Consider the following 25,846-nt stretch of genomic DNA (forward strand, 5'->3'; position numbering starts at 1 on the left):
TGTCCTCAGGTGTTTTTAAAATCTGTCAGGGCCGCGCGGAACCGCGCGAGGTTCTCGGCCGAGTAGGCCGCATAATCAAAGTCGATCTCCGAGGTGATCTCGGACACCATGCTCCACATCGTTTCGCGCAGGAGCGAGGCGCATTTCATTGCCGTATAGCGGTGGCGCAGATCGTCGGTGACGGGGGTTTCGAAATAGGTTTCCAGCACCCAGTCTTCCTGCTGGGGTGACAGGCCGTTGTTCGAAGCCAGCCCGCCCAGATCAAACAGCGGCGAATTGAAACCCGCATAGTCGAAATCGATCAGCCAGAGCCGATCGCCATCATCCAGAAAGTTACCGCAAAGCAGGTCGTTATGGCCAAAGACCATGTCATAAGGCCCGGCCTCACGCTCCAGCTCGGCTCCTGCGCCGACTAGATCGGGTATCAGCGCTGCATGCGCGCTGCCGCGTTCCGTGAGGGTGGCGGCATAGTCGCGGATGACGTGAAACACCCAGAACACCAGCGACGGGCCGCGCAGATATTTGGGCACCTCGGTATGGCAGTCCTTTACCAATTGCAGAACGCGCGGCAGCATTTCGGGATTGCGCACATCCTCTTCGCTGAGCGTCCGGCTTTCGATAAACTCCAGCACCGTCAGGTCGCCCGCCGCATGGACCACCCCCGGGGACAGACCCGCGTCATGGGCGGCCTTGCTGGCGGCTAGTTCGTTGAACCGCATTACCTGATGCAACGGGATGTCATCACCGACGCGCACCACATAAGAGCCTTTGGCGTCCGTCACCTTGTAGTTCACATTGGTGATGCCGCCGGTCAGCGGCTGTGCCGAGATCGCGCCGTCCCAGATGGGCAGGTCCTGAATGCGGGCGAGTAGATCGGATTGGGTCATGTCAGCTCTCCAGTCCAAAGCGAATGCGGGCCTGACGCGCACCGGCATTGATCAGCCGGTCGGCAATGATGGCGATGAAGGCGATGGACAGACCGGCCACAAGGCCGCGGCCCGTATCCGCCTTGGTCAGTGCGATATAGACCTCCTGCCCCAGATCGCGGGTGCCGACCAGCGCGGTGATCACCAGCATCGACAGCGCCAGCATGATGGTCTGGTTGATGCCCAGCAGAATTTCAGGCAGGGCCATCGGCAGGCGGATATGGCGCAACAGCTGCGTGCGGGTACAGCCCGAGACCAGACCGGCCTCAATCAGGTCTTCACTGACCGACCGCACCCCATGCGCCGCATAGCGCACCGCCGGGGCCAACGCATACAGGACGATGGCGATCAGGGCGGTGAAGTCACCCACGCGGAACAGCATCACAACCGGGATCAGATAGACAAAGCTGGGCAGGGTCTGCAGCGTGTCGATCAGCAGGTTGATGGCCGTCCCGGCGCGTTTGTTCAGCGCCGCCAGCACACCCAGCGGAACCCCGATCAGTGTGGCGAGGATCACAGACGCGCCACACAGATAGACCGTGACCATCGCCTTGGACCACAGGCCCGACACCAGGATCAACGAGGCCATACCGCCGCACAGCAGCGCCAGCCGCCAGCCACCTGCGTGCCAGCCCAGCAGGGTCAGCATCGCGATGGCCCAGGGCCACGGAATGCCCAACAGCACGGTCTTGATCGGGATCATGAACCAGGTCAGGAAGAAGACCTTGATCGCTTCGAAAAAGTCGAAATAGTTGACGTTCAGATATTTGACGGTGTTGTCCCAGAAGGCGCCCGTAGTGATCGTCTGGCTTTCGGGATATTCCAGCAACAGCGGGGAAAACTGCCCCAGCACCCAGGTCACGACCAGCAGGATCAGCACCAGAACCGTGCGGCGATGACGTGCGACCCAGCTGCCGGGGACCTCATGATGCACCTGCCCCATACGCTCGGCAAAGGCCTGGCTCAGCCGGTCGACGGCAATGGCAAGAACGACGATGGCGATACCGGCTTCGAACCCGGCGCCAATGTCCAGACGGCGCAGCGCCGCCAGCACGTCAAAGCCCAGCCCCCCTGCCCCGATCATCGAGGCGATGATCACCATGTTCAGGGTCAGCATGATCACCTGATTAACGCCCACCATCAGGCTGTGGCTGGCCGAGGGCACCAGAACGCGCCACATCAGTTGCCGCTGCGTTGTGCCCGCCATGCGGCCGAAATCCAGAATTTCCGAATCCACCGACTTGAGCGCCATCGTGGTGATCCGCACCATCGGCGGGGTGGCATAGACGATCGTCGCAACCAGCGCCGAGATCGGGCCAAAACCGAACATGAACAGGATCGGCACCAGATAGGCAAAGATCGGGATCGTCTGCATCAGGTCCAGAACCGGCGAGATCACCTTTTCAAAAGTGGGATGCCGATAGGCCAATATGCCCAGCAACAGCCCGCCGCCCGCACCAATCGGCACGGCAATCAGGACCGAGGCCAGCGTGACCATCGCGCTGTCCCATTGGCCAAAAACGGCCAGATAGATGAAACAGCCCCCCACCAGCGCAGCCAGTGCCCAGTCGCGGCAATACTGACCCAGCGCAACCACGGCGGTGGTAACCACGATCCAGCTGATCGCCGGCAGGATGACCTGCGCGTTGTTGCCTTGCCCTTTGACGAAGCCGTCCGCCAAAAGCGCCAGCACAAAATCATAGGGCTGTTCGATCAGCCAGGCGATAGTCCTCGTCACATCGGTAAACGAGACCGGGCCAATGGCAGCTTCCTCGATCAGCCAAGTCATCGCCGACGAGATATAGGTCTTGAACGGGATCACCCAGGCCGAGGGGAACTTGGTCAGCCAGCGCGCATCCAGCGCCTTGCCCAGATCGCGGCCATAGTAGCCCAGAACGATTGTGACCAGCACAAGCGCCAGAATGGTGAACTGGCTGCGGCTCAGGCGCGTCATTCCGCATCCCCTTCACCAAACAGCACATGCGCCACGGCCTTGCGATCAATCGCGCCAACGCTCTGGCCATTCTCGTCCACCACCGGCAGGGGCACGTCCGAGGCGATGATCCGTTCCGCCACATCCGAGACGCGAGCGGATTGCGCGATGGGCTCGCCTTCGCCGGTCCCCCCTGCGTTCATAACGCCGCCAACGGTCAGCACCTTCGAGCGTGGAATATGGCGGGTGAATTCGGCCACATAGTCTGTTGCCGGGTGCATCACCAGCTCTTCCGGCGTGGCGATCTGGATCACTTCACCGTCTTTCATGATGGCAATCCGATCGGCCAGACGCACGGCCTCTTCGAAATCATGGGTGATGAAAACGATGGTCTTGTGCAGCCGTTCCTGCAGGCGCAGGAATTCGTCCTGCATCTCGCGCCGGATCAGTGGGTCCAGCGCCGAGAACGGTTCATCCAAGAACCACAGGTCCGGTTCCGTCACCAGCGACCGCGCGATACCGACGCGCTGTTGCTGACCACCGGACAATTCGCGCGGGTAGTAGTCCTCGCGCCCTTTGAGGCCGACCAGTTCCACAACTTCACGCGCCTTGGCGGTGGCCTCGTCCTTCGGGGTGGCCTGAATGGTCAGCGGGAACATGACGTTCTGCAACACGGTCAGATGCGGCAGCAATGCAAAATGCTGGAACACCATGCCCATCTTGTGGCGCCGGATCTCGATCAGCTCTTTCTCGTTGGCGCTGAGCAGATCAACGCCGTCAAACAGCACCTCGCCGCCGGTTGGTTCGATCAGACGCGACAGGCAGCGGACCAGAGTGGACTTGCCCGACCCGGACAGCCCCATGATGATAAATATCTCTCCCTCGGCGATGTCGATATTGGCGTTGCGCACAGCGCCGATGACGCCCGCAGCGCGGATATCGTCGCCGGATGGGTTGGAATTCTGCTGCAGCAGCGCGTCAGCGTTCGGGCCGTAAAGTTTCCAAACATTACGGCAGGACAGTTTGGTCTTGGGTGTCATGAGCGAGGTCCGGTCAGGCGGGTGTAAGGGCCGGAGCGGGATTGAGAGCGGGAGACCGCCCCGGCCATATGCAGATTACTTGGAGATCCAGCCGGACCAACGGTCCTTGTTAGCTTCCATCCAATCCGCAACAACAGTATCGATTTCAATGCCATCCAGATCGGCCCGACCGACCATGGCGCTCATTTCATCGTTGTTGATATTGTAAGCTTCGATGATGTCATACGCACCGGGCCATTTGTCCTGCAGACCGGACCAGGCGGCTTTCCAGATCGGGCCCCGCGGCTTGCCGCAGTCATAAGCCATGTCCGGGTTCACACCGACCGAAGCATCATTGTAGCATTCCGCCGAATAGGGCGGGAATTCCACGAACTCGCCGTCATATTTTGCCGGCGCCCAGTGCGGAACATAGACCCACAGCATGATCGGGTCTTCGCGCTGATAGGCCGATTCCAGCTCGGCGAACAGGGCTGCGTCGGTGCCGGCATGGACAACCTCGAACTCCAACTCCAGCGCTTCGACACGCTCTTCGTCAAAACCACCCCAGGTCACCGGACCGCCCACATAGCGCCCGTTGGGCGACGTTTCGGCGGTTGCAAATTCTTCGGCACAATCCTTCAGAGCTTCCCAATTGGGCAGGCCCGGGCAGCGCTCTTTCATGTAGGACGGATACCACCACTCTTCGATCGCCATAAGGCCGGTTTCACCGACATTGACCACATTGCCCGAGGCCGTCGCCTCATCCAGCGCCTCGCGGCCCGTGGTTTCCCAGATCTCCATCGCCAGGTGCAAGTCACCGGTCTTCAGGCCCGCAAACTGCGCGATATAGTCGGCCTGAACATATTCGACGTTATACCCGGCCTCTTGCAGGATCGAACCCATAATCTTGGTGTTGATCAACTGGCCAGACCAGTCATGCAGCGTCAGCTTGATCGGATCAGACGATTCTGCAGCCAGCGCCGAGGACGCGGCACCCAGGGTGGCGAATGTCAGCGCAAAGAGTTTCTGTTTGTTGTTCATATTACCTTCTCCCTGTCGAGGTTTTGTGAATCATTGTTGTTTTTAGAAAGATGAGCACGGTGTGGTGTTTTGTGTCAAGTAAAACCACATAAAGCCACATTAAATATCTATACCGGCGAGCTAAGCCGCTAGGAATGCAGGTAATGTTGCTTTATGTGGGTATTGTGATATCCTTGAATACACCTACAATGCGGTGAAACAGGCACTGGCACATGAACCTCAATACAACCAATCAGCGCGAAGAAGAGATCCTGCGAGAGCTAATCGACGCGGGCGGTTCTTGCCGTGTGAGCGTGCTGGCCAAACAGCTGGGCGTGACGCTTGAGACCATCCGGCGCAACGTCCGCAATCTTGAAGAGCGCGAGATTGTGCGCAAAGTACATGGCGGCGTTCATCTGCTGGAAGAGGTTCTTGAACCAACGCTGAAAACCCGGCTGGATACCCAGACGGATTCGAAAGGCAAACTGGCCCGCGCGGTTGCCAAAATCATCAGTGACGGAGATTCCCTGTTCCTCGATATCGGCTCGACCACCGCTTATGTCGCCACTGCCCTGAAGGATCACCAAGACCTGTTTGTTGTTACCAATTCGGTCTTTGTGGCGCATACGCTGGCATCGCGGAACAACAATAAAGTGTTCATGGCCGGGGGTGAGCTGCGACCGCATGATGGCGGAGCGTTCGGGATCGAAGCACAAGAGCTTGTCAAACGCCTGAACGTCCGCTTTGCGATCCTCTCGGTCGGCGCGGTCAATGCCGAAATGGGGTTCATGTTGCACGACTTGCAAGAGGCCAATCTTGCGCGCCTTGCCATAGACAACGCCCAGATCCGCGTGGTGGTGGCCGACGGTGAAAAACTGGGCAAGCGCGCGCCGGTGACGTTGGATGCGCTTGGTAAGATCGATGTTCTGTTCACCGATGCCCAACCGGATGCGGCAATTTCCGAGATGCTGTCAAAGAACGAAATTGACCTCGTCTGCGTGGACTGAACGCAGCAGGCAAAACCTATATCTGCGCTAACTGACCAGCGCTCTGTGCAGCCTTCACCGTGCCATCGCCAGGATCACGATCCCGACCGCCACGGCAATCGCCGCGGCAAGCCTGTTGGATTTTGGCCCTTCACCAAACCACATAACGCCAATTAGCGCGGCAAAGATAACGGAACTCTCGCGGAGGGCAGACACCACACCCAAAGGTGCAATCGTTTTGGCATAAAGCACAAGCCCATAAGCAAGGCCGGAAATAACACCGCCAGCCAGACCAGCCCAGACATAGCGTTTGGGCAAGGCCACAGCTCGTTGCCAGCGTGTCGTAAAGATAAAGATGGCGACAAATATTTCGGCAACAAACAGTGACGCAATATATCCCAGCGTGTTCTCGGATAGCCTTATGCCTATTCCATCGACAATCGAGTAGGACGCAATCATCAGGCCCGTGCCGAACGCCGCCGCGATTGCGATCCAGTTGGTGTGTTTACCCAACCCGGCAAGAGCCAGAAACCCGATACCTAACGAGATGCAGATAATTCCGATCCACGCCTCGGGGGAAAGGAACTCTCGTGCAAAGTAAATAGCTCCGAGCGCGACCAGGATTGGCGTTATTCCACGAGAGATCGGATATACAACCGAAAGGTCCCCATGCTTGTACGCGGCATTCAGAAACCAGTAATACCCCCAGTGGATCACGGTCGAGCCGACGATGAACGGAAACGCCGCCCAAACCGGCAAGCCCAGGAAAGGCAATGCAAACAGTGCCGGCACCGCATGGCCGAGCGACACCAGCCCCAGAACGATGGCCTTGTCGGGTGCGCCTTTTACAATCGCGTTCCAGCTGGCATGAAGCAATGCCGCCGTCAGAACAATCAGCGCGATAGAAAGCGTCAAATCTGAGCTCTGATCGCCGCTATGACAATATCCAGCGCACGATCCAGATCGTCCCGCGAAATGGTCAGCGGCGGAGACAGCGTCAAAACGCACCCCTGACTGATCTTGAAGCTCACTCCGCCATTCAGGCATTCGTAATAGATGCGCTCGGCACACGCATTGTCGGCCTCGCGCGTGCTGCGGCTTTTGACGATTTCAACCCCGAACATCAAGCCGCGCCCGCGGATATCCCCCACGATTTCGACCTGCGCCAGCTCGCTTTCCAGTCGCCCCATGGCGTGGGCACCCAGCTCAGCGGATCGGTCGACAAGGCCTTCGTCCTCGATGATCTGGATCGTGGTCAACGCAGCGCGCGCGGTCACGGGGTTCTTTTCGTGGGTGTAATGCCCGATGGCGAAGTCTCCGCACACGTCCAGATCGCGACGCGCAACGCAGGCGGCGATGGGCAGGATGCCACCGCCCAAAGCTTTGCCCAAGGTCACGATGTCGGGCACGATCTCATCATGTTCGAAGGCAAACATCTTGCCGGTCTTGCCCAGACCGGTGGGGATCTCATCCATGATCAGCAGCGCGCCGTGCCGGTTACAGGCCTCGCGCACCGATTTCCAGAACCCCGCCGGGGGCACATAAGGCACCGCCCGCATGGGCTCCGCGATTACGGCGGCCACGTCGCCCTCGCGTTCCAGCGCAAACTCGACCATTTTGGCGCAGGCCAGACCGCAGGTCTCGGGGCTTGCGTGGTTATAGGGGCAACGATAGCAGGCGAAGGGCGCGACATGCTCGGCCCCCGGCATCAAGGGTCCGGCGATATGGCTGCGGAATGTGGCCTCGCCGCCAACCGAGGCCGCACCGAACCCGGCCCCGTGAAACGCGTCCCAGAAACTGACGGTCTTGAACCGGCCCGTCGCCGCGCGGGCAATTTTCAGCGCCACTTCGTTGGCGTCGGACCCGCCGGTGGTGAAAAGCGTCTTGCCCAGATCACCGGGTGCAATCTCGGCCAGCTTTTCAGCAAGTTCCACCGCCGGATCATTGGTGAAGCGGCGCGGTGCAAAGGGCAAATCATCCAGCTGGGCCTTGATCGCCTCGACCAGCCGGGGGTGGCCATAGCCGATATGATGGACCGAGTTGCCATGGAAATCCATGTAGCGGCGGCCATCCATATCCTCGATCCAGATGCCATCGGCCTTGGCGATCGTACTGACGCAGGGGCTGGACAGGCTTTGATGCAGAAACGCATCTGAATCCCGTTTCAGCAACGGCGCAGACCGTGGACCAATCGAAGACTTCAACCACGATTTGCGCGCATCCGAAGTGTTGGATTCGCCTTCGGTGTGGGTAATGCTGACGGACATATGATCCTCGATTCTGGCTTGCGTCTGCTGAAATCAAAAGCGCGAGGCCCCAGCTTTGGGGCCCCGCGAGTTGGGGAGGAATTTAGGTTCTCTTATGTCCTCACCTTGGCCACGGCAGTGAATATGTCTTGACGTTGGTGAAGAATTTGATGGCTTCGATGACGCCTTCCTTGACGCCGTTGCCCGAGTCCTTGATGCCGCCGAAGGGGGACATTTCGATGCGGTATCCGGGTTGTTCCCAGATGTTGCAGGTGCCCACGTTCAGCCCGTTGACATAGGCGATGGCGCGGTTCAGGTCGTTGGTGCAGACACCCGAGCTGAGGCCAAACTCGGTGGAGTTCGAGATCGCCATGACCTCTTCGTCATTGTCCGGCACGCGGACGATGGGGATGATGGGGCCGAAGGTTTCTTCCATCACCAGCTCGCTGTCATGGGGGACCTTGTCGACCACGATGGGCGGCAGCAGCGCGCCCTGACGACCGGGGTGGTAGAGGATCTCGGCCCCTTCCTTCTCGGCCTGATAGACGCGGTTCTCGAAGATTTCCGCGGCCTTGTCGTGGATCACGCAGCCCAATTCGGTCTCGGGGTCCTGCGGGTCGCCGAACTTGATCTTCTTGGCCTTCTCCAGCACCAGCGGCACAAACTTGTCGGCCACGCTGTCCTGCACCAGAATGCGCTTGATCGCGGTGCAGCGCTGGCCCGAGTTGCCGGTGGCACCGGCCACGGCAATGGTGGCCGCCTTGTCCAGATCGGCATCGGAAAGGTCGTTCAGAACGATCAGCGGGTCATTGCCGCCCAGTTCCAACGCCTGACGTTTATAGACCGCCTTGGCCGCAATCATCTTGCCAACCGGCACACCACCGGTGAAGGTGATGATGTCGATGTTCTCATTGACGATCATCTCTTCGCCAATGTCCTGCGGCCAGCCGGTGACCACCTGGAACATCTCGGGCGGCAGGCCCGCCTCATAGAGGATATCCGCCAGGGTCAGCGCCGTCAGCGGCGTCAGCTCGGTCGGTTTGCAGACCATGCAGTTGTTCGACGCAATCGACGGCGCGATCTTGTGGCTGACCATGTTCAGCGGGTGGTTGAAGGGCGTGATCGCGCTGATCGCGCCCACCGGTTCGCGCATGGTGAAAATCTTGCGGTCCTTGCCATTGTGGGTCAGGTCGCAGGAAAAGATCTCGCCATCATCCTTCAGCGCCTCGGCGGCGGCGAATTGGTACACATCCTGCGCGCGCTTGGTCTCGTAGATCGCGTGCTGGTGGCAGATGCCCAGCTCCAGCACCAGCCATTTGGCGAGGTATTCGCGGCGCTCTCCGATCAGCTCTCCGGCACGTTGCAGAATCTGGCTGCGCTCGTACCGGGTCAGCTTGGGCTTGTAGGCCGCTGCGATTTCAAAAGCCTTGCGGGCGTGCTCGGCCTTGCCCGCGGGGACATGGCCGATCACTTCGTTGGTGTAGGGATAGAGAACCGGCACCGTGTCGTCGGTAAAGACGATCTCGCCGCCAATGCGCATCCCCTCGTTTCTGATCTCAGTCATCGCCTGATCTTTCATAGCTTACTGCGCCGCTGCTGTAGTGGCGTAGAAAAACGCATCAAAGTTGCGCAGATCGGGCGCGTTGCCCAGATCGATCACGCGGTTGACGATAAAGGGCACTTCCTGCTCTGTCAGCCCACCATGGCTGCGCAGCGGCTCGCCCAGGGCGGCCAGATCGTGACGATCCTCAGAGGTGCCGATGGTCATCTCGCCGGTGCAGACCATGGTCAGGTCGCCGATGCGGTCGGCGGGCAGCTCGTATTTGGCAACCGCCTCTTCCTTGGTCAGCACTTCCAGCATCTCGGGCAGCGCCGCAACCTTGGCCTTGACCTCATCGCGGTCGGCGCCTTCGGGCAGGTAAACCGTGGCGAACGACCCCAGCGCGCCGTGGTGGACCACATACGGGTCGGTGATCGGCAGGATCACACGGGCCTTGCCTTCACCCAGCCACTCGTCAAACACGTCCTGCATGTAGATGACCGACGGCTCTTTCGAGGTCGGCTCGTGCTTCGCCTTCATGCCGTGGTCGGCGGTCACAACAATGGCTGCGCCCATTTCGTCCAGCTGTGCCAGGTATTTGTCGAACATGGCGTAGAAATCCAGCGCGCCTTGTTCTTCAGGGGCGAACTTGTGCTGCACATAGTCGGTGGTCGACAGGTACATCACGTCCGGGCGCATCTCTTTCAGCAGCTTCACACCAGCGGCAAAGACAAATTCCGACAGCTCGGCGGAATAAACCTCGGGAACCGGCATGCCCAGCCAGGCGCTGGCATTGTCGATGCCATGCTCGGCCTTGGTGGTCTCGCCCGAGCGTTCGGCGGAAAACGCCACGGCGCGGTCATCGTCGAATTTCAGGCCCGCACCCAGCAGCGCCCGCAGCTTGTCCTTGGCCGTGACCATGGCGACGCGATAGCCCGCCTCGTAGAATTGCGAGAAGATGGTCGGCGCGCGCAGGAAGCGCACATCGTTCATCATCACCTCTTCGCCGGTTTCCGGGTCATAGAGGAAGTTGCCGCAGATGCCATGCACGATCGGCGGGCGACCGGTGGCAATCGACAGGTTGTTGGGGTTGGTGAAGCTGGGGATCACCGAATGCGCCAGACGGTCGGTGCCGGTCTCGCGGATGCGCTTGAGCGTCGGCATCAGGCCCTTGGCGATGGCCACTTCCAGATATTCCGGCTCGCAGCCGTCCAGGCAGATGGCGATTGCCGGAACCTTGGGGGCAGGATAGACGCGTTCGTTCGCGGTCACGGGGGTTTGGATGGTCATTTGGGGGTATCCTCTATCTTTTATGCGGCCAGTTTGGCGCGTTCTTCCAGTGCAAGGGCCGGAGGTGCCGCGCTTGCGACCCCCATCTCGGCCAGGCTGTCTTTTGCGGCGGCCACAACCTGCCGCATCACATGCTCATCCATCTGCCCGATGCAGCCGACGCGGAAACTGTCCACAACCGTCAGCTTGCCCGGATAGATGATAAAGCCCTTGTCCTTCATCAGATCGTAAAAGCGGTCAAACACGAACTTTTCGTCCGCAGGGCAGAAAAACGTCACGATGATCGGGCTCAGCCAGCGGTTCTGCAGCAGCGTCTCGAAGCCAAGCTCGCGCATGCCTGCGACCATCACGTCGCGGTTGCGGGTATAGCGCGCGCCGCGTCCCGCAACACCGCCCTCGGCCTCATGCGCCTTGAGCGCTTCGAGGAAGGCCGCAACCACGTGGGTCGGCGGCGTGAACCGCCACTGGCCGGTCTTTTCCATATGCGCCCATTGCGCATGCACATCCAGCGACAGCGAGTGGCTGTTGCCCTTGGCCGCTTCCAATTCATCCTTGCGGGCGATGATAAAGCCAAAGCCCGGCACGCCCTCGATGCATTTGTTGGCCGAGGACACCATCGCCTCGTACCGGATTTCCGAGGGCTTCAACTCGATCGCGCCAAAGGCGGACATCGAGTCGATCAGCAGTTTGCGCCCTGCCCCGTAGACGGCTTCGGAAATCTCTTCGACCGGGTTCAGAATGCCCGAGGACGTCTCGCAATGGATCGCAACCACATGGGTGATCGCAGGGTCATTGGCCAGAATCTCGGCCACTTCCGATCCGCGCGGCGGCAGATAGTCACCCTTGTCCAGCACCAGATGATCGCGCCCCAGATACTGCAGCGTCTGCGCCGAGCGCTGCCCATACGCCCCGTTCGCCAGCACCAGCGCCTTGCCATCCTTGGGAATGAACGAGGCCAGCATCGCCTCAACCGCAAAGCTGCCCGAGCCCTGCATCGGAACGCAATCAAACGCCTCGGCACCTTCGCCCAGAAGCGCCAGCAACCGGCTGCGCATCTCGCGCGTCATCGCCCGGAAATCATCATCCCAGCTGCCCCAGTCCCGCAGCATCGCTTGCTTCACCGCATAAGAAGTGGTCAGTGGACCCGGCGTCAGCAGATACGCCTCGCCCAGTTTTGGAGGCTCTAAAGCAGTGTTGAGTTGGGTCATTACAAAGGCTCCTGAACAGCGTTTCGAAAATACAATTGCAGGATCGAATTCCATATGTGAAATTGTAAAAATCAATCTAATAATAGGCGCAGCTTATGCATGGAATTTGGGGGAGCCCGCAATGCGACACAGCCAATTAAAGGCCTTTCACTACGTTGCCAAATACGGCGGATTCTCGCGCGCGGCCGAGGCGCTTTTCCTGACCCAACCCGCCATATCCGAACAGGTCCGCAAGCTGGAACAGGATCATGATCTGCTGTTGTTTTTGCGCGAACGCAAACGCGTGCACCTTACCCCGGAAGGGGAACAGCTTTTCCGCTTCACGAAACAGTATTTCGAAATTGAGGATCAGATCGAAGATTACCTGTCCGAAACAAAAGCGGTGATCGATGGCGAGTTGCGGATCATCGCCGATTCCGCCCATCACCTGACCAGGTTCCTCGGTCCGTTTCGAAAAAAATTCCCAGGAGCCCAAATTTCGATGCGCTCCGGCAATACCGAGGAGATTCTTGACGAGCTCAGATCCTACAACGCGGAAATTGGCGTCGTCGGCAGTTTATCACCCGGCAAGGATATGAGCGTTCTGAACCTTGGATCGACCGAGATCGTGGCCTTTGCGGCCCACGGCGTGTTACTGGCGTCCAAATCGACCCTGTCACTCAGGGAACTGGCCGACCTGCCTTTGATATTCAGAGAACAAGGATCGAAAACGCGTCAGAAACTGGAAGAAGAGGCCAAGAAAAGCGGTGTTGTTCTCAAACCCGCAATTGTTGCCGAAGGGCGGGAAGCGGTTCGGGAACTGGTGGCCTCGGGCGCCGGTGTCGGATTTGTTTCGCAGGCGGAATACAGCCATGATGACCGTCTCAGGCAAATCCGGTTGAAGGACATCCATTTGCACATGGACGAAAGCCTTGTCGCCCTGTCGCAGCGCCGAGAAGTGAAGATCATCCGAGCCTTCATGGACTTTGCACGACAGGTATTGGAGTCGAAAGAAACCCCCGCCGCATAATCGCGGCAGGGGTCCAATCCACTTAACCGGTCATCTTGCTCTCCAGGCTTGGGTTTTTTTGAGGATCCCCTTTGAGGCGATGAGGTGTAGGATGCGGGCTGCGGCATTGGTGTAGAAGATCATCATTCCCATTGCCGCTGCCGGTGCGATATCGCCTGCATCGTCCATGTTCAGCACCGCGATCGAGGCCAGTGTTGTTTTCGGCGAATACAGGAACACCACCGCCGACACCGTCGTCATCGCGTTGACGAACAGGTAGATCGAGATGTCCAGCACCGCCGGCAGGCAGACCGGCACCGTCACCCGCGCGAACAGCTTCATGGTCGGCTGCTTGAGCGAGGCCGAGACCGATTCGAACTCGGTATCCATCTGCTTGAGCGCGGTCACCGCAGTCAGGTGCGACACGGTATAGAAGTGGGTCACCGAGCAGATCACCAGAATGGCCATGGTGCCGTAGATCGCATTCAGCGGGTTCGAGGGGTTGTTGAAGAAGAAGATATAGGCCAGGCCCAGCACCATTCCGGGGATCGCCATGGGCAACATGGCAAACATCTGGAACAATGCGCGGCCGGTTTTGAACCCGTTCGACTTTTCAACCAGATAAGCCCCGAAGAACACGATCGAGGTGCCGATCACCGCGGTCAGCAGCGCCATCTTGATCGAGTTGAAATAGGACCCCCAGCCGCCGCCATCCATCTTGTCGAACTGATAGTTGTTCAGGCTCAGGCTCAGGTCATAGGGCCAGAACTTGATCAGCGCGGCGAACTGGCAGACCGCCAGAAGACCCAGGATGAACAGCGCAACCAGGCTGCAATAGATCAGCATGATACGGTCGGTTTTCGGGTTCGGGCTGGGCTGATACGGCACCGAGCGCGCCGACAGCAGCGCCACCTGTTTCGACTGCACCAGACGGTCGATGGCAAAGGCCAGGATCGCCGGAACCACCAGAACAACCGACACCACCGCGCCCATCTCAAAGTTCTGCTGGCCGATCACCTGCTTGTAGATGTCCACCGCCAGAACGTTGAACTGACCGCCGATCACCTTGGGCAGGCCAAAATCGGTGATCACCAGGTTGAACACCACAAACGCCGCCGAGATCAGGCCATAGCGCGCGCCCGGAATGGTCACCGTCCAGAAGGTGCGCCACGGGGTCGAGCGCAGGCTCGAGGCGGCCTCGTAAAGACGCGCGTCCGAGATTGCCAGCGCCGTCGAGATGATCAGGAACGCATGGGGAAAGGTGAAGAAGACCGAGCCGATCACGATCCCTATGGGCCCGTAGATACTGGCTCCGAACAGCAGCTCTTTCAGCATCCCCTGATTGCCGAACAGATAGACCAGCGCGATACCGGGCAGCAGCGACGGCACCAGGATCGGGGCCATGGCGACCAGCCGGAACACACCCTTGAAGCGCATGCAGCTGCGGTTCAGCGCATAGGCGAACCAGAAGGCCAGCGTGACGGTGATGATGGTGCTGACGACCGCAATCCACAGCGAGTTCTTGATCGAGTTGAACAGCGCCGGGGTCGAGAAATAGCTGATGAAGTTGTCAACACCGGTCGATTGGACAGGCCGCAACTGCACCCGGCGGAAGGTGTTGGAATCCAGCTCGACCCAGTCCGTGCCTTTTTGCAGGTTCGATCCGATCAGGAACCGGCCATCGGGCACGGTGTTGCGGATCTGATACATCACCGGGCTGCGGAAACTGAAGTCGGGGAAGAACGGTGTCACCGACAACCGCCCGTCTGCCCCGGTCGAAAGCTCCTGATCGGTATAGGCGCCGGTTTCAGCGTTCAGCTGAGCGCCGTTCAGGATGGCTCCGCTGAACACGCCGTTGTCGTCGCTGACCTGGAATTCGTATTGCGACAGCTCCATCCGGTAGGTCGAGAACGACTTGGACAGCATCGCCCAAAGCGGGAACGCCAGGGTCACGACCAGATAAAGCGCGATGACCATCATGCCGCCGCGCATGATGAGATCGTCGCGGCTCAGCTTGCCCTTGATGACCGGGCCGGCGGGCAGAGAGGTGGTATCGGTCATCAGCCCTCCTCCGCCGGGGTAAAGGCCATCAGGCGGTTGCGGGGCAGTTCGATCATCATCTTGCCGCCCTCTTCAAGGCCCAGACGGCGCACCGCGTTGATCGAGAAATCGGCGATCAGCTCTTCGGCGCCAAAAATCTCATGCGACAGACGGCAGCGCCAGAACGAGCCCAGGAATTCCATCTCGTTGATGCGCACTTCGAAGGCATTTTCCGGCGTGGTGATGATATCCGGCGCACCCGGAGACCGCGCCCCTTCGCCATGCGGGATGATATCCTCGGGACGGACGGCGGCAACGATACGGCTGCCCTTCTGATGATCATGGGGTTCACATTTCAGAACCGAACCGCCAAGCTCCAGACTTTCAGCATCACCCGCGACCGCAGGCAGCTGGTTCATCTCACCGATGAAGTCGGCCACGAACAGGTTGGCCGGGTGGCGATAGATCTCGGTCGGGGTGCCGACCTGTTCGATCACCCCGTGGTTCATGACCACGATCCGGTCGGCCATGGCCAGCGCCTCTTCCTGATCGTGGGTCACCATCACCGTGGTCACGCCCAGCTTGCGCTGCAATTCCTTGATCTCATGGCGCAAATGCACGCGCACCTTGGCGTCCAGCGCCGACAGCGGCTCGTCCAGCAGCAGCAGGCCGGGATTGGTGGCAATCGCCCGCGCCAGCGCGATCCGCTGTTGCTGGCCGCCCGACAGCTGGGCCGGGTATTTGCTGCCCTGATCCGGCAGGCCCACAAGTTTCAGCAACTCGGCCACGCGCACCGCGATCTCGGATTTGCTGCGGCCGGTGTTTTCCAGCCCGAAGGCGATGTTCTTTTCGATCGTCAGGTTCGGAAACAGCGCATAAGACTGGAACACGATGCCGAAGTCGCGCTCGGACGGGGGCAGGTTCGACACATCCTTGCCATCCTGCATCACCGTGCCCTTGGTTTGCAGGTCCAGACCCGCAATGGCGCGCAGCAGGGTGGTCTTGCCGCAGCCCGAAGGCCCCAGAAAGCAGATGAATTCACCTTCGTTGATGTCCAGCGAGATATCCCGAAGGGCCAGAAATTCGCCAAAAGCTTTCCAGAGGTCTTGGATACTCAGATAGAGATCACCGGGAGAGGTTTTCTTAAGCACTGGGAGGGGTCCTTGAGCTTTGCGCAGCAGCCATGACAAGAGAGTGGCCAGAAATTCGCCGCGCCGTTCACATGAGATGTAGGGGAGTTTATCCAAAAAACCGGAGGAGCATTAAGCCCCTCCGGCTCGAGTGGTTTACTCTTTGGGTTCGGACTTGCCGTCATAGCGCGACTGCCATTCCTTCAGGATGGCGGCGCGGTTGTTGGCGGCAAACTCGAAATCATTGTCGATCATCGCGTCCAGCAGGCCTTCGGGGAAGTACTCAACCGGCTTGGCAACGCCCGGCATCGCAACAACCGCGTACCCGCTGTTGTACATCTCGTTGGCTTCCTTGGTGACCGAGAAATCAACCAGCTTCTGCGCGGCTTCCAGCTTGTCGGTGCCCGCTACAATCGCGGTGGCCTCCATGTCCCAGCCAACACCTTCGCTCGGTACGATGATTTCCAGAGGCGCACCTGCCGCCTTGGACTTGGCGCCACGGAAGGCAAACGAGATGCCGATCGGAATCTCGCCGGCCGCAGCCAGCTTGCACGGCTTGGACCCCGAATGGGTGTAGCGCGCGATGTTCTCGTGCAGGCCGTCCATGTATTCCCAGCCGCCCTCTTCACCAAACAGCTGCAGCCAGCTCGACACGTCCAGGAAACCGGTGCCCGAAGAGTTCGGGTTCGGCATGATCACGTGGCCCTTGTACTGCGCGTCGGTCAGGTCCTTCCACGAGGTCGGCGGCGTCAGACCGGCCTTTTCGGCCTCGACCGTGTTATAGCAGACCGACGCCACCCAGGCGTCCATGCCAACCCAGCTGGGCACATCGCCGCTGTCGACGAACTTCGCATCCAGCTTCTCGACACCAACCGGCGCGTAGGGCTCCAGCATGTCTTCCGACTTCAGCAGCAGCAGCGAGGTCGCAGCCAGACCCCAGACAACGTCAGCCTGCGGGTTGTCACGCTCGGCCAAAAGCTTGGCGGTGATGATGCCGGTGGAATCCCGCACCCAGTTGATCTGAATATCCGGATGCACCGCGTTGAACTGTTCCGCGTAACGCGCCAGATCCTCGGCTTCAACCGCCGTATAAACCGTCAGCTCGGTTTCGGCCGCAGCAGACGACGCAACCAGCGCCCCCACCACTATTGCTGCAAACTTCAAAGTCGTGTGTTCCATGATTTCCTCTGTTGGGTTGATTATGACGATTACGCCATTCTGGTGCGGCGCTTCAGTTATTGGTTTTTGATGACAGTAATTTGACAGAATGCTGAACCAAGAAAAATCGATAATATCTACTATATCATAAATAAAACTTATCCTTCGCAAATTCGTAGAAAATACTGTGATTTGAAGCGATTCCGACAACGCCCTTTGCGGCGGCCTATCCCGCATGCCCGGGTCGATTGAAAAAAATCCTGCCGCAACAGGTTGACACCACGAAGCCTTCCGCTCCGTTGGGGCGGAATTGCAGGCACAGCGCGCACCTCATCCTGAATGATATGCCCGTCGGCGACCCGGCGAAACGCCGGGTCCGATCAGGCGTCTGCTTCGCGTTTGCGGTGCGGCAGGTCTTCGATCAATCGCGTTTCCAGCAGTTGCCCGTTCGAATACAGGATCGGGGTGGAAATGGCGGCGATGTGGCTGTTGAATTCGCGCAGAGCGCGCAAGGTTTCAAGATGAACATCGCTGGTTTCGAAACTGTCGATCATGCCGTTTTGCAGGCGGCGGAAATGGCGTTTGCGACTGTCACGTTCGGCACGTTTGATTTCAGTCTTTTCCAGGTTCAGCAAGCGGGCGCTTTCCAAATCTTCTGAAATGATCACATTGGCCGCCAGCTTCAGATTGGCCAGAATTTTCTCGTGCATCTCCTGCACTTCGGACCAGCCCTCAGGCGAGAACTGTTTGCCGGTTTCGCGAAGCTCAATCGCCAGCACGGTCAACCGCTTGGCCACGACATCGCCCGCAGTTTCAAGCCTAACCGCATATTCCAGCACGTCGCGAGCCTCGTCCGAGCTTTTGGAATCCATTTTTTCGGCCGGCAGCGCCGCAACGAAGGCCCGGATATCAGTCAGACACTGGTTGACGTCCAGATCAATGGCCTGAACCGCCTTGATCTGCTCATCATCCCCGGACCGGTAAAGGCCCAGCAGAGGGCTGAACATCATCTGCACAAGGTCTGCCATCCGCAGAAGCTCTCGCTTCAACGCCGAAACCGCAAGCGCCGGAGTGTCCGCCATCGCAGGATCCAGCGCGCTGACCGGTCGGGCCAGCGGATCGGCGTCGGCCACCGGTTTGGCATCCGGGAACAGGCGCTCGAACGGCGCTTGAAGCATACCGCAGAAGGGCAGCGACAGGATCAGCAGAGAGGCATTGAAGGCGAGGTGAGCGTTGACCAGCATCTGACCCTGATAATCACCGCTCATCACCCCGGCGCGCAGGGCCAGATTGGCGGCAAACAGGCACAGTACCGCCCAGACCCCGCGCAGCGCCAGATTGGCGAAGGTTATGCGCCGGGCGCGCACCTCCATACCGCGGGTCAGCCAGACCGGGATCAGCGCGCTGCCCAGATTGGCACCCAGAACCAGCGAGAGGCCCGCCGAGAACGGCAGCGCCCCGATCTGCACCAGCGTCACACACATCAGGATCGCCGCGACCGAGCTGTGCATGACAAAGGCCAGCGCCCCGCCGACAAGGAAGGCGGTCACGTAGTCGCGCACCAGATAATCTGCAATGGCAGGCAGGAACGCGCTGTCGCGGATCGGGTCCATCGCCTCGCGCAGGAAGCGCAGAGAGATCAGGATAAAGGCAACGCCCATCAGGATACGCCCGATCTGACGGGGCTTCTTGCGTTCGGTCTTGACGAACAGCCAGCCGCCGACAGCCAGCAGCAGCGGTACCAGCCAGTCCAGCCGGAACGACAGGATCTGGATCACCAGCGCCGAGCCCAGATCCCCGCCCAACACAATCGCCAGACCTGCGGAAAAGGCCAGATACCCTCCGGCGGCAAAGCCCGAAGCCAGCAGCGCAACCGCGGCCGAGCTTTGCAGCACCACCGCTAACAGCATGCCCGTCAGGCTTGAGCCCACCATACTGTTGTTGCGGGTCAGCACCCGCTGAAATGAGGCGCCATAGCTGCGCTCGATGCCGGTACGGACCATACGGACCGCAAACAGCAAGAGCATTGTGGCACCGGCCAGCTGCGTCAGAAATACCAGAATTGCCATTACATAGCATGCCTCTTTGTTTCGGCTCGATCATCGCGAAAAGCGGTCGCAGCCGGACGTGTATATTAAGAACGCTTTCTCATTGAGAGACCGTCAGAGTATTGATGTGCCAACGCGCAAGCTTGGCAGCCAGCTTTCTTCCGGGAAGGATGTCTGTGACAAGTTGGTCGACCACTTGCGGCTCAAAACTCTGGTGCGATCCGGACGTTTCGAATTTCTGATGCACCATCGCAACCGTGGTTTGCCGTGCGCGCTCGACTACAACGGAAGCCAATTCCGCCTCGACCAGGCTTTGGTACAAAAAACCGAATTTCGGGTCCAGAGCATCAGGGCTGAGTATAACCATGTCGTAAATGTGCTGCCTTGCCTGTTCCGCGGCAATGAACCCGAACGAACCCATTTCATCTTTGCGCACCTCGCCGCCCAGCAGGAAAACGCGATTGTCGTTATGCTCCAGAAGCTTGTGCGCCACATTGGTCGAGTTGGTAATGACTGTAAGGTTCTTTTTGACCCGCAGCGCTTCGGCGACAAAAGCTGTTGTGCTTCCGACATCCAGAAACAGTGTCGTCCCGTCCTGCACCAATGTCGCAACCGTTTGGGCAATCTTCTTTTTTTCCTTTGTGAACTCACCCAGACGTTGGAAAAAACCGATCTCTGCCTGCGCATCCAACAAACGAACAACACCGTGGTTGCGTTCCACTATTCCCAGCTTTGACAGAGATTTGATCGTGCGCCGGATCGTCTCGTCCGAAACACTCAGAACTTCTGCCATTTCTATGTTTCGAGCATACCCGCCCAACTGTCGCAAAGCCTCCATGACCTGCAACTCGCGCGGAGAAAGTGAATACTGCTCTGACATATTCCCACACTTGGTTAGTTGGTGTAGCAATCGCATCAATTCCCACAAAAATCCACACCAATGTTGTTTTGGTCTGTATTTTTCCGCATTTTTGAGGATTATTCTTCACAACAGGCCTTGGAAGTTGAGGCAAAACTCCAAAGGTACCTGTTGGTTTACGCCGTTCGGCGCACTCTTTGCGCCGGTCAAGTCAGCAAAGGGGATCATGGGGAAACCGTGTTCAGGAGTTGGGCAGGACTCCGTAGCGAGAATGAGGCACCATGTACGATACTGAAATAGCATACCAGATTGCGGCACTTCCTATGCAGTGGGACAAGGCCGGCAAGCTTCGCGTTCTGTTGATCACGTCGCGTGATACAGGGCGTTGGGTTGTCCCAAAAGGCTGGTTGATGGAAGGCAAGACGCAGCAGCGTGCAGCCGAAATCGAGGCATTGGAGGAAGCAGGCGCGGTTGGTACTGTTTCGAAACATCCCATCGGCCAATACTGCTATGATAAGCACTATGAGGGAAAAGATAGCGTTCCCTGTCGCGTCACCCTTTATCCCATGGCCGTTCAAAAACTGAAAAGGCGCTGGAAGGAAAAGAACGAAAGGAAACGCCGCTGGTTTTCGCCCAACAAAGCAGCAGAGCTTGTTGATGAAAAGGACTTGTCGCACCTGTTAAAGAGTTTGTCGAAGGATCCAAAAACAGTGACCGTGATAGAAAGCCTTAGACGCGCCGCACAAGATGCCTCGAACTGACCCAAAAGACCTGGCTTGACGCAGCCTGACCAACGAGTGTCCGACGCAGTGGAGGTGGATGGCCACAAGACTTGGGCGATTGGATCGGTAGCCTTAATAGCCAGTACCGCAGTATTTCTGCCTGTGTTCGCTCCTGCCACCCTATTAAGGTATTTCCCGGGACCCTTTGGCGACCGAAGCCGTCCTCGGCGCTTGTTGCATGCATAATGAGTGTGTAAATATATACGCACGGTACAGGAGCCCCCTCATGCCCCGAAATGCACAAGAGAAACAACGTACCAATGTCACACTGACGTCTGGCAATCTGGAAAAAGCACGCCAACTCGGGCTCAATGTCTCGGCCATCAGTGATGCGGCCTTGGCTGACGCTGTTGCAAAAGCCGAGGCCGAGCTTTGGGCCAAGGAAAATGCCAAGGCCATTGCTGAAAGACAAAAATGGATTGAGGAAAACGGAACGCCTCTTGCCGATATTCAAGCTCTCCGAACCAACTGATGGCCCAGTTCCAGGTTTATCTGCTTGCCAGAGATCGGCTCGTTCTCGATCTTCAAACTGATCTCATAGACACAGGAAGCCGCGTTGTCGCACCGCTGTTTCCAAAATCACGTGGACCCTCTCCGATTGGTCGGATTGAACCCGAGTTTGCAATCGCTGGTGTGCCCCATGTTCTGCACACTGCAGAGATGGCCGCCATTCCCTCCGGGATGCTGAAGGGCCCTCCGGTGGCGGACCTGACCGAATTCGACTACGAAATACGCCGCGCTCTCGACATGGTGTTCTCCGGTTTCTGAATTCCTGAGAATTCGGCTGTTGAATTCATGGTCAGGGTATCGCGCAAAGCACAGGCTTACTTTTACAGGAACACACGTTTTCCGAGTGATGCCTGCACATCAAAGCAGCGGCAGTCAGACACAGTCAAAAGATAAGCAACACTTAAGGGGCCCGATCACTTAACCCTGATTGACGAGGTTGTCCGCGCAGCCTAGGCCAGCCGAGGCCTGACGCCGGGAACCGTCGTGGTCGTGGCGCAGATCGAAACACCTGACGCCCTGAGGCGCATCGAAGCCATTGCGCGTTCGGCGCCTCGCCTTGTGGCCTTGGCGATGGGTCCCGAGGACTTTAGCTTTGAATGTGGTTTTCAACCCACTTTTGAGAACTTGTTCGACCCCAGTCAAAAGCTGATCATGGCCGCGCGCTCTGCCGGCATCGGGGCTATTGGCGCGCCGGGCAGCATCGCCGAGATTCACGATGAAGACAAATTTGCTCTGACAGCCAAAAGAGCCAGGGAGATGGGCTTTGACAGGGCATTGTGCGTTCACCCGAAACACGTCCAGTTGATCAATCAGGCCTTTGCTGTTTCGGAACAGGAACTGGCGTGAGCCCGGATGATTGTCTCAGCTTTCGAAGAACGGGCAGCGCAAGGTTATGCAGCAATTATGGTGAACGGTCAGATGATCGATCCACCCGTCTATCAGCGCGCTGCGGCTATAACGCGAAGGGCGCATCGGTAAAAAAGCGTTTCATGAACCCCGGCCCTTTCGCCCGAACGAACTCGCGAAACTTAAGGGCAACAGGTTTAAGGCGGATGCCCCGAGGGTTTAGAATGAGCCATTCTCGCACTTCGGGCATGCCGCCGACGCTCAACCGGTCGGCGGAATGTTCAAGGAACTACCGCGTTGACGCCTGATCGAAGAAATCGTTGCCTTTGTTGTCGATGATGACAAAGGCGGGAAAATCCTCGACCTCGATTTTCCAAACAGCTTCCATTCCGAATTCCGCAAAATCAATGGTTTCGATATTGCGGATAACTTCTCTGCCCAGGACAGCAGCCGCGCCTCCGACAGAGCCGAGATAAAACCCTCCCGCGGCTTTGCACGAAGAGACAACCTGCTGCGAACGGTTTCCTTTTGCAATCATGACCAGTGAACCGCCGTGTTTCTGGAACTCCGGAACATAGGGGTCCATACGCGCAGCCGTGGTCGGCCCAAACGAACCAGATGCATAGCCGTCCGGGGTTTTGGCCGGACCTGCATAGTAGATCGGATGATTTACAAAGTAATCCGGCAGGGGCTTGCCCTGCGCCAACCGCCGCGAAAGCTCGGCATGCACAAGGTCGCGCGCGACAATCATTGTTCCGCTCAAAAGGACAGGGGAAGAAACGGAAAGCGCATTCAGGTCAGACTGAATCGCCGTCATTGGTTGGTCGAGGTTGATCCGCTTGGCGTCATGGGCGACGAAGTCAATTTTGGGCAGGTATTGCTCTGGGTTTCGCTCCAGTTTTTCCAGCCAGATTCCATCTTTGTTGATGCGGCCCTTAATCTGTCTATCCGCAGAACAACTGACGCCCAGCCCAACGGGCAAGCTACCGCCATGGCGCGGCAGCCGGATCACTCTGACATCGTGGCAGAAGTATTTGCCGCCGAATTGCGCACCCAATCCCATGTTTCGGGTAAGGGCCAGGACATCTTGTTCCAGGTCAACATCGCGAAATGCGCGCCCGGTTTCATCCCCGGTTCGGGGCAGATCATCCAGTTCTTTGGCGGATGCAAGCTTGACCGTCTTCAACGTTTGCTCGGCACTCAAACCGCCAATCACGATGGCAAGGTGGTATGGCGGACAGGCTGTGGTACCCAAAGTCCGGATCTTTTCATCCAGAAAAGCCAGCAATCGTTCGCGCTCCAACAGGCGCCGTGTCTCCTGAAACAGAAAGGTCTTGTTGGCAGAGCCCCCGCCTTTGGCCATGAACAGGAATTCCAGACATTGCCCCGGAACAGCAGCGACATCGATCTGCGCGGGAAGGTTGGTGCCTGTGTTCTGCTCGTCATACATATTCAGAGGAGCCATCTGCGAAAACCGCAGGTTTTGCGTTTGCCAAGTGTCGCTGATGCCCTGGCAGAGGCTTTGGTATAAATCCCCCTTCAACAGGACCTGATCACCCTTCTTGCCGTTGACGATAGCGGTCCCGGTGTCCTGACAACTGGGAAATTCCTTCTCGGCTGCAATTGACGCGTTCTTGAGAAGCTCCAAGGCAACAAACTTGTCGTTTAGCGTGGCCTCGTCGTCCCCCAGTATCTCACTCAACTGCTGCAGATGTGCCGGGCGCAGAAGGTGCGAAACGTCGGAAAAGGCCCGTCGCGTCAGCTCTTCAACGGCGTGCACGTCAACTTCAAGAAACTCGATACCGTCAATTCTGCGGGTCGACAGACCATCGGATCCGATGTGAACGAATTCAGTATCGCTCCCTTGCAATTGAAAAAGGCTTGGGAATGTCATTTCGGCCACCTGATTGGAGAATTATGTTGAAGATTCAGTGAGTTGAGCTCTGAAAAACCCGCCGGTTTGTCCGACCAGAATACCAACGTCTGCTCAGAGGTGTGTTGTCATCCTATATCCAGGGGTGAAATGCAGTTTCGCATATGTGACGGGCGCACCGCGCAACCATGTTGTCCGTTCGGCTGTAAAGATCGGATCTCCGGTTGCTGCGTCCAGAAATTCTGCGACGTCGCTCTCGGCTCTGGTTGCGATGAAGCTGAGTTCGAGGTTGGTAAATGGGACGTGTTGAACCAGCCAGTCATTGGGTCCGGCCTGTTCGAACGTTTCGTTCAGAACGTCAGGAACAACGTCGATGACGATCCATCTGACCTCGAACTGAAACGGGGCGTTGTCTGCGAAATGCATGCAGCGCAAATGCAGAACGTCCTGATCCCTCTTAAGGTCCAGACGTGCGGCAAGCCAGGACGGTGCGGCCTGAACTTGCCTATCGACCAGAGAGTATCGGTAAGCTGACCCGTTTGCGGTGATTTCATCGCGGACCAGCGGGATCGAGAATTGGGCTTTTCTGATCGGCGATTTCAGAACCCGTGTGCCAGCCTTGCGCTTTCGTTCCAGATAGCCTTCTTCCGCAAGTTCGCGTAAGGCTCTGTTGACAGTGGTTCTTGTGCTTGAAAACTCGGAAGCCAGATCCGTTTCGCTGGGAAGTATGGAATCCGGACTCCAGACACCGGTTTGAATGCGTTCCAGGACCACTTGCTTGATGTCCCGAAAGCTCATGTTGTCTTGAGGTCCTGCCATGGTGTTTCCCAACCTTTAAATTGGACTTATTCACGTTAAATATATACATAAAATGGCAAGAGTGAAGTCCGATATGCAGATTATCCGGTGGCGCGACTATGACCTCAAACCGTGGAAGAACGGGCGCGGCACGACGCGGGAAATCGCTAGCCACTCTGTTCAGGGTGCGCTGGCATGGCGGCTGAGTCTCGCCATGGTCGAGAGTGACGGACCGTTCTCGAATTTTGACGGGCTCGAACGTATCCTGACCGTGGTCAGAGGCGACGGGATGCGCTTGCTTGGCGCTGAACGTGAGTATGAGGCACGCCCTTTCGTCCCCGTCGGGTTCCCCGGCGGCGAAAAGATCACTGGTCTGTGTCGCAGCGCGCCCATTGAAAACTTCAATCTGATTTTCGATCCCGATCTGGTCACAGCCGAGGTCCGAATTCTGGACGCCTCGGAAATCCCGCATATTGCAGGCCCGTCAGACGGCACCACGATCGTGCATGTGTTGGAGGGTCAGATCATGTGCGATGACACCGTGGCGCTAGAGACGCAGGATACCGCTGTCTGCGAGCGTCTCGTTCCAAGGCTAAGATCGGTTGGGGACGGACGGTGCGCCGTTGTTACTCTGGCGCACCCCTGA

23 protein-coding genes are annotated in these 25,846 nt (G+C 58.2%); 7 read left to right on the forward strand and 16 right to left on the reverse strand.

Annotated elements, in window-relative coordinates; translation table 11 throughout:
* Positions 1-5: 5 nt before the first annotated feature.
* The 4 genes from ACR0NT_RS10115 to ACR0NT_RS10130 form a co-directional block, all read right to left on the reverse strand.
* Entirely contained in the window at positions 6-887 is an 882-nt protein-coding gene (locus ACR0NT_RS10115; RefSeq protein WP_170675105.1) for a choline kinase family protein, read from the reverse strand.
* A gap of 1 nt (position 888) precedes the next feature.
* Entirely contained in the window at positions 889-2,880 is a 1,992-nt protein-coding gene (locus ACR0NT_RS10120; protein ID WP_170448292.1) for an ABC transporter permease subunit, read from the reverse strand.
* Positions 2,877-3,899, reverse strand: a complete 1,023-nt coding sequence (locus ACR0NT_RS10125; protein WP_170448294.1) for a betaine/proline/choline family ABC transporter ATP-binding protein — start codon at positions 3,897-3,899, stop codon at positions 2,877-2,879. The genes ACR0NT_RS10120 and ACR0NT_RS10125 overlap by 4 nt, the downstream gene beginning before the upstream one ends.
* Positions 3,900-3,974: 75 nt before the next feature.
* Complete coding sequence (locus ACR0NT_RS10130) at positions 3,975-4,919, reverse strand: ABC transporter substrate-binding protein (protein WP_170448296.1); 945 nt, start codon at positions 4,917-4,919, stop codon at positions 3,975-3,977.
* A gap of 212 nt (positions 4,920-5,131) precedes the next feature.
* On the opposite strand from ACR0NT_RS10130, the gene ACR0NT_RS10135 reads away from it, so the two are divergent.
* Positions 5,132-5,905, forward strand: a complete 774-nt coding sequence (locus ACR0NT_RS10135) for a DeoR/GlpR family DNA-binding transcription regulator (RefSeq protein ID WP_170448298.1) — start codon at positions 5,132-5,134, stop codon at positions 5,903-5,905.
* A gap of 54 nt (positions 5,906-5,959) precedes the next feature.
* Here ACR0NT_RS10135 and ACR0NT_RS10140 read toward each other — a convergent pair whose 3' ends face one another.
* The 5 genes from ACR0NT_RS10140 to ACR0NT_RS10160 all read right to left on the reverse strand — a co-directional run bounded on the left by ACR0NT_RS10140 (position 5,960) and on the right by ACR0NT_RS10160 (position 12,168).
* Entirely contained in the window at positions 5,960-6,799 is an 840-nt protein-coding gene (locus tag ACR0NT_RS10140; protein ID WP_170448300.1) for a DMT family transporter, read from the reverse strand.
* The gene (pbfA, locus tag ACR0NT_RS10145; RefSeq protein WP_170675107.1) at positions 6,796-8,151 is read right to left on the reverse strand and encodes a (R)-1-hydroxy-2-aminoethylphosphonate ammonia-lyase; all 1,356 of its coding nucleotides are present in this window, start codon (positions 8,149-8,151) and stop codon (positions 6,796-6,798) included. Before pbfA ends, ACR0NT_RS10140 begins: the two co-directional genes overlap by 4 nt.
* 100 nt (positions 8,152-8,251) lie before the next feature.
* Positions 8,252-9,694 carry a phosphonoacetaldehyde dehydrogenase gene (phnY, locus tag ACR0NT_RS10150; RefSeq protein ID WP_480443012.1) on the reverse strand — a complete coding sequence of 481 codons (1,443 nt, stop codon included), beginning with the start codon at positions 9,692-9,694 and terminating at the stop codon, positions 8,252-8,254.
* A gap of 18 nt (positions 9,695-9,712) precedes the next feature.
* Positions 9,713-10,960: a phosphonoacetate hydrolase gene (gene phnA / locus ACR0NT_RS10155; protein ID WP_170675111.1), complete on the reverse strand. Its 1,248-nt coding sequence runs from the start codon at positions 10,958-10,960 to the stop codon at positions 9,713-9,715.
* Positions 10,961-10,980: 20 nt separating this feature from the next.
* The gene (locus ACR0NT_RS10160; RefSeq protein WP_170675113.1) at positions 10,981-12,168 is read right to left on the reverse strand and encodes a 2-aminoethylphosphonate--pyruvate transaminase; all 1,188 of its coding nucleotides are present in this window, start codon (positions 12,166-12,168) and stop codon (positions 10,981-10,983) included.
* 121 nt (positions 12,169-12,289) lie between these two features.
* Between ACR0NT_RS10160 and ACR0NT_RS10165 the strand changes: the two genes are divergently transcribed.
* Entirely contained in the window at positions 12,290-13,177 is an 888-nt protein-coding gene (locus tag ACR0NT_RS10165) for a LysR substrate-binding domain-containing protein (RefSeq protein WP_170675115.1), read from the forward strand.
* 30 nt (positions 13,178-13,207) lie between these two features.
* Here ACR0NT_RS10165 and ACR0NT_RS10170 read toward each other — a convergent pair whose 3' ends face one another.
* From ACR0NT_RS10170 to ACR0NT_RS10190, 5 genes are all read right to left on the reverse strand, one after another.
* On the reverse strand, positions 13,208-15,217 hold the full coding sequence (locus tag ACR0NT_RS10170) for a putative 2-aminoethylphosphonate ABC transporter permease subunit (RefSeq protein ID WP_170675116.1): 2,010 nt from the start codon (positions 15,215-15,217) through the stop codon (positions 13,208-13,210).
* Positions 15,217-16,347 (reverse strand): putative 2-aminoethylphosphonate ABC transporter ATP-binding protein, encoded by a 1,131-nt coding sequence (locus ACR0NT_RS10175; RefSeq protein WP_480443005.1) that lies wholly within the window; start codon positions 16,345-16,347, stop codon positions 15,217-15,219. The genes ACR0NT_RS10170 and ACR0NT_RS10175 overlap by 1 nt, the downstream gene beginning before the upstream one ends.
* 135 nt (positions 16,348-16,482) lie before the next feature.
* The gene (locus tag ACR0NT_RS10180; RefSeq protein ID WP_480443007.1) at positions 16,483-17,505 is read right to left on the reverse strand and encodes a putative 2-aminoethylphosphonate ABC transporter substrate-binding protein; all 1,023 of its coding nucleotides are present in this window, start codon (positions 17,503-17,505) and stop codon (positions 16,483-16,485) included.
* Positions 17,506-17,864: 359 nt separating this feature from the next.
* Positions 17,865-19,553, reverse strand: a complete 1,689-nt coding sequence (locus ACR0NT_RS10185; protein ID WP_170675118.1) for a Na/Pi cotransporter family protein — start codon at positions 19,551-19,553, stop codon at positions 17,865-17,867.
* A 79-nt stretch (positions 19,554-19,632) separates the two neighbouring features.
* Complete coding sequence (locus ACR0NT_RS10190; RefSeq protein WP_480443015.1) at positions 19,633-20,448, reverse strand: DeoR/GlpR family DNA-binding transcription regulator; 816 nt, start codon at positions 20,446-20,448, stop codon at positions 19,633-19,635.
* 224 nt (positions 20,449-20,672) lie between these two features.
* On the opposite strand from ACR0NT_RS10190, the gene ACR0NT_RS10195 reads away from it, so the two are divergent.
* The 4 genes from ACR0NT_RS10195 (at position 20,673) to ACR0NT_RS10210 (ending at position 22,529) form a co-directional block, all read left to right on the forward strand.
* Entirely contained in the window at positions 20,673-21,152 is a 480-nt protein-coding gene (locus tag ACR0NT_RS10195) for an NUDIX hydrolase (protein WP_170675120.1), read from the forward strand.
* A gap of 247 nt (positions 21,153-21,399) precedes the next feature.
* Positions 21,400-21,645 carry a type II toxin-antitoxin system CcdA family antitoxin gene (locus ACR0NT_RS10200; RefSeq protein ID WP_170449032.1) on the forward strand — a complete coding sequence of 82 codons (246 nt, stop codon included), beginning with the start codon at positions 21,400-21,402 and terminating at the stop codon, positions 21,643-21,645.
* The gene (locus ACR0NT_RS10205; RefSeq protein WP_170675123.1) at positions 21,645-21,941 is read left to right on the forward strand and encodes a CcdB family protein; all 297 of its coding nucleotides are present in this window, start codon (positions 21,645-21,647) and stop codon (positions 21,939-21,941) included. Before ACR0NT_RS10200 ends, ACR0NT_RS10205 begins: the two co-directional genes overlap by 1 nt.
* A gap of 207 nt (positions 21,942-22,148) precedes the next feature.
* Positions 22,149-22,529, forward strand: coding sequence for an aldolase/citrate lyase family protein (locus ACR0NT_RS10210; RefSeq protein WP_480443087.1), 381 nt, complete (start codon positions 22,149-22,151; stop codon positions 22,527-22,529).
* 289 nt (positions 22,530-22,818) lie between these two features.
* On the opposite strand, the gene ACR0NT_RS10215 is transcribed toward ACR0NT_RS10210, so the two are convergent.
* Both ACR0NT_RS10215 and ACR0NT_RS10220 read right to left on the reverse strand, forming a co-directional pair.
* A complete protein-coding gene (locus ACR0NT_RS10215) occupies positions 22,819-24,423 on the reverse strand; it encodes a FumA C-terminus/TtdB family hydratase beta subunit (RefSeq protein ID WP_170675137.1) in 1,605 nt (534 codons plus the stop codon).
* A 93-nt stretch (positions 24,424-24,516) separates the two neighbouring features.
* Positions 24,517-25,221: a UTRA domain-containing protein gene (locus ACR0NT_RS10220; RefSeq protein ID WP_480443017.1), complete on the reverse strand. Its 705-nt coding sequence runs from the start codon at positions 25,219-25,221 to the stop codon at positions 24,517-24,519.
* A 73-nt stretch (positions 25,222-25,294) separates the two neighbouring features.
* Here ACR0NT_RS10220 and ACR0NT_RS10225 point away from each other — a divergent pair, with 73 nt between their 5' ends.
* A complete protein-coding gene (locus ACR0NT_RS10225; protein WP_170449037.1) occupies positions 25,295-25,846 on the forward strand; it encodes a HutD family protein in 552 nt (183 codons plus the stop codon).

The organism is Ruegeria sp. AB10, from assembly GCF_056542745.1.

Excerpts from the sequence above, each read along its gene's own strand:
- ACR0NT_RS10115 (WP_170675105.1), bottom strand. The coding sequence starts at position 887 with ATGACCCAATCCGATCTACTCGCCCGCATTCAGGACCTGCCCATCTGG.
- ACR0NT_RS10120 (WP_170448292.1), bottom strand. The coding sequence starts at position 2,880 with ATGACGCGCCTGAGCCGCAGCCAGTTCACCATTCTGGCGCTTGTGCTG.
- ACR0NT_RS10125 (WP_170448294.1), bottom strand. The coding sequence starts at position 3,899 with ATGACACCCAAGACCAAACTGTCCTGCCGTAATGTTTGGAAACTTTAC.
- ACR0NT_RS10130 (WP_170448296.1), bottom strand. The coding sequence starts at position 4,919 with ATGAACAACAAACAGAAACTCTTTGCGCTGACATTCGCCACCCTGGGT.
- ACR0NT_RS10135 (WP_170448298.1), top strand. The coding sequence starts at position 5,132 with ATGAACCTCAATACAACCAATCAGCGCGAAGAAGAGATCCTGCGAGAG.
- pbfA (WP_170675107.1), bottom strand. The coding sequence starts at position 8,151 with ATGTCCGTCAGCATTACCCACACCGAAGGCGAATCCAACACTTCGGAT.
- phnY (WP_480443012.1), bottom strand. The coding sequence starts at position 9,694 with ATGACTGAGATCAGAAACGAGGGGATGCGCATTGGCGGCGAGATCGTC.
- phnA (WP_170675111.1), bottom strand. The coding sequence starts at position 10,960 with ATGACCATCCAAACCCCCGTGACCGCGAACGAACGCGTCTATCCTGCC.
- ACR0NT_RS10160 (WP_170675113.1), bottom strand. The coding sequence starts at position 12,168 with ATGACCCAACTCAACACTGCTTTAGAGCCTCCAAAACTGGGCGAGGCG.
- ACR0NT_RS10165 (WP_170675115.1), top strand. The coding sequence starts at position 12,290 with ATGCGACACAGCCAATTAAAGGCCTTTCACTACGTTGCCAAATACGGC.
- ACR0NT_RS10170 (WP_170675116.1), bottom strand. The coding sequence starts at position 15,217 with ATGACCGATACCACCTCTCTGCCCGCCGGCCCGGTCATCAAGGGCAAG.
- ACR0NT_RS10180 (WP_480443007.1), bottom strand. The coding sequence starts at position 17,505 with ATGGAACACACGACTTTGAAGTTTGCAGCAATAGTGGTGGGGGCGCTG.
- ACR0NT_RS10185 (WP_170675118.1), bottom strand. The coding sequence starts at position 19,553 with ATGGCAATTCTGGTATTTCTGACGCAGCTGGCCGGTGCCACAATGCTC.
- ACR0NT_RS10190 (WP_480443015.1), bottom strand. The coding sequence starts at position 20,448 with ATGCGATTGCTACACCAACTAACCAAGTGTGGGAATATGTCAGAGCAG.
- ACR0NT_RS10195 (WP_170675120.1), top strand. The coding sequence starts at position 20,673 with ATGTACGATACTGAAATAGCATACCAGATTGCGGCACTTCCTATGCAG.
- ACR0NT_RS10200 (WP_170449032.1), top strand. The coding sequence starts at position 21,400 with ATGCCCCGAAATGCACAAGAGAAACAACGTACCAATGTCACACTGACG.
- ACR0NT_RS10205 (WP_170675123.1), top strand. The coding sequence starts at position 21,645 with ATGGCCCAGTTCCAGGTTTATCTGCTTGCCAGAGATCGGCTCGTTCTC.
- ACR0NT_RS10215 (WP_170675137.1), bottom strand. The coding sequence starts at position 24,423 with ATGACATTCCCAAGCCTTTTTCAATTGCAAGGGAGCGATACTGAATTC.
- ACR0NT_RS10220 (WP_480443017.1), bottom strand. The coding sequence starts at position 25,221 with ATGGCAGGACCTCAAGACAACATGAGCTTTCGGGACATCAAGCAAGTG.
- ACR0NT_RS10225 (WP_170449037.1), top strand. The coding sequence starts at position 25,295 with ATGCAGATTATCCGGTGGCGCGACTATGACCTCAAACCGTGGAAGAAC.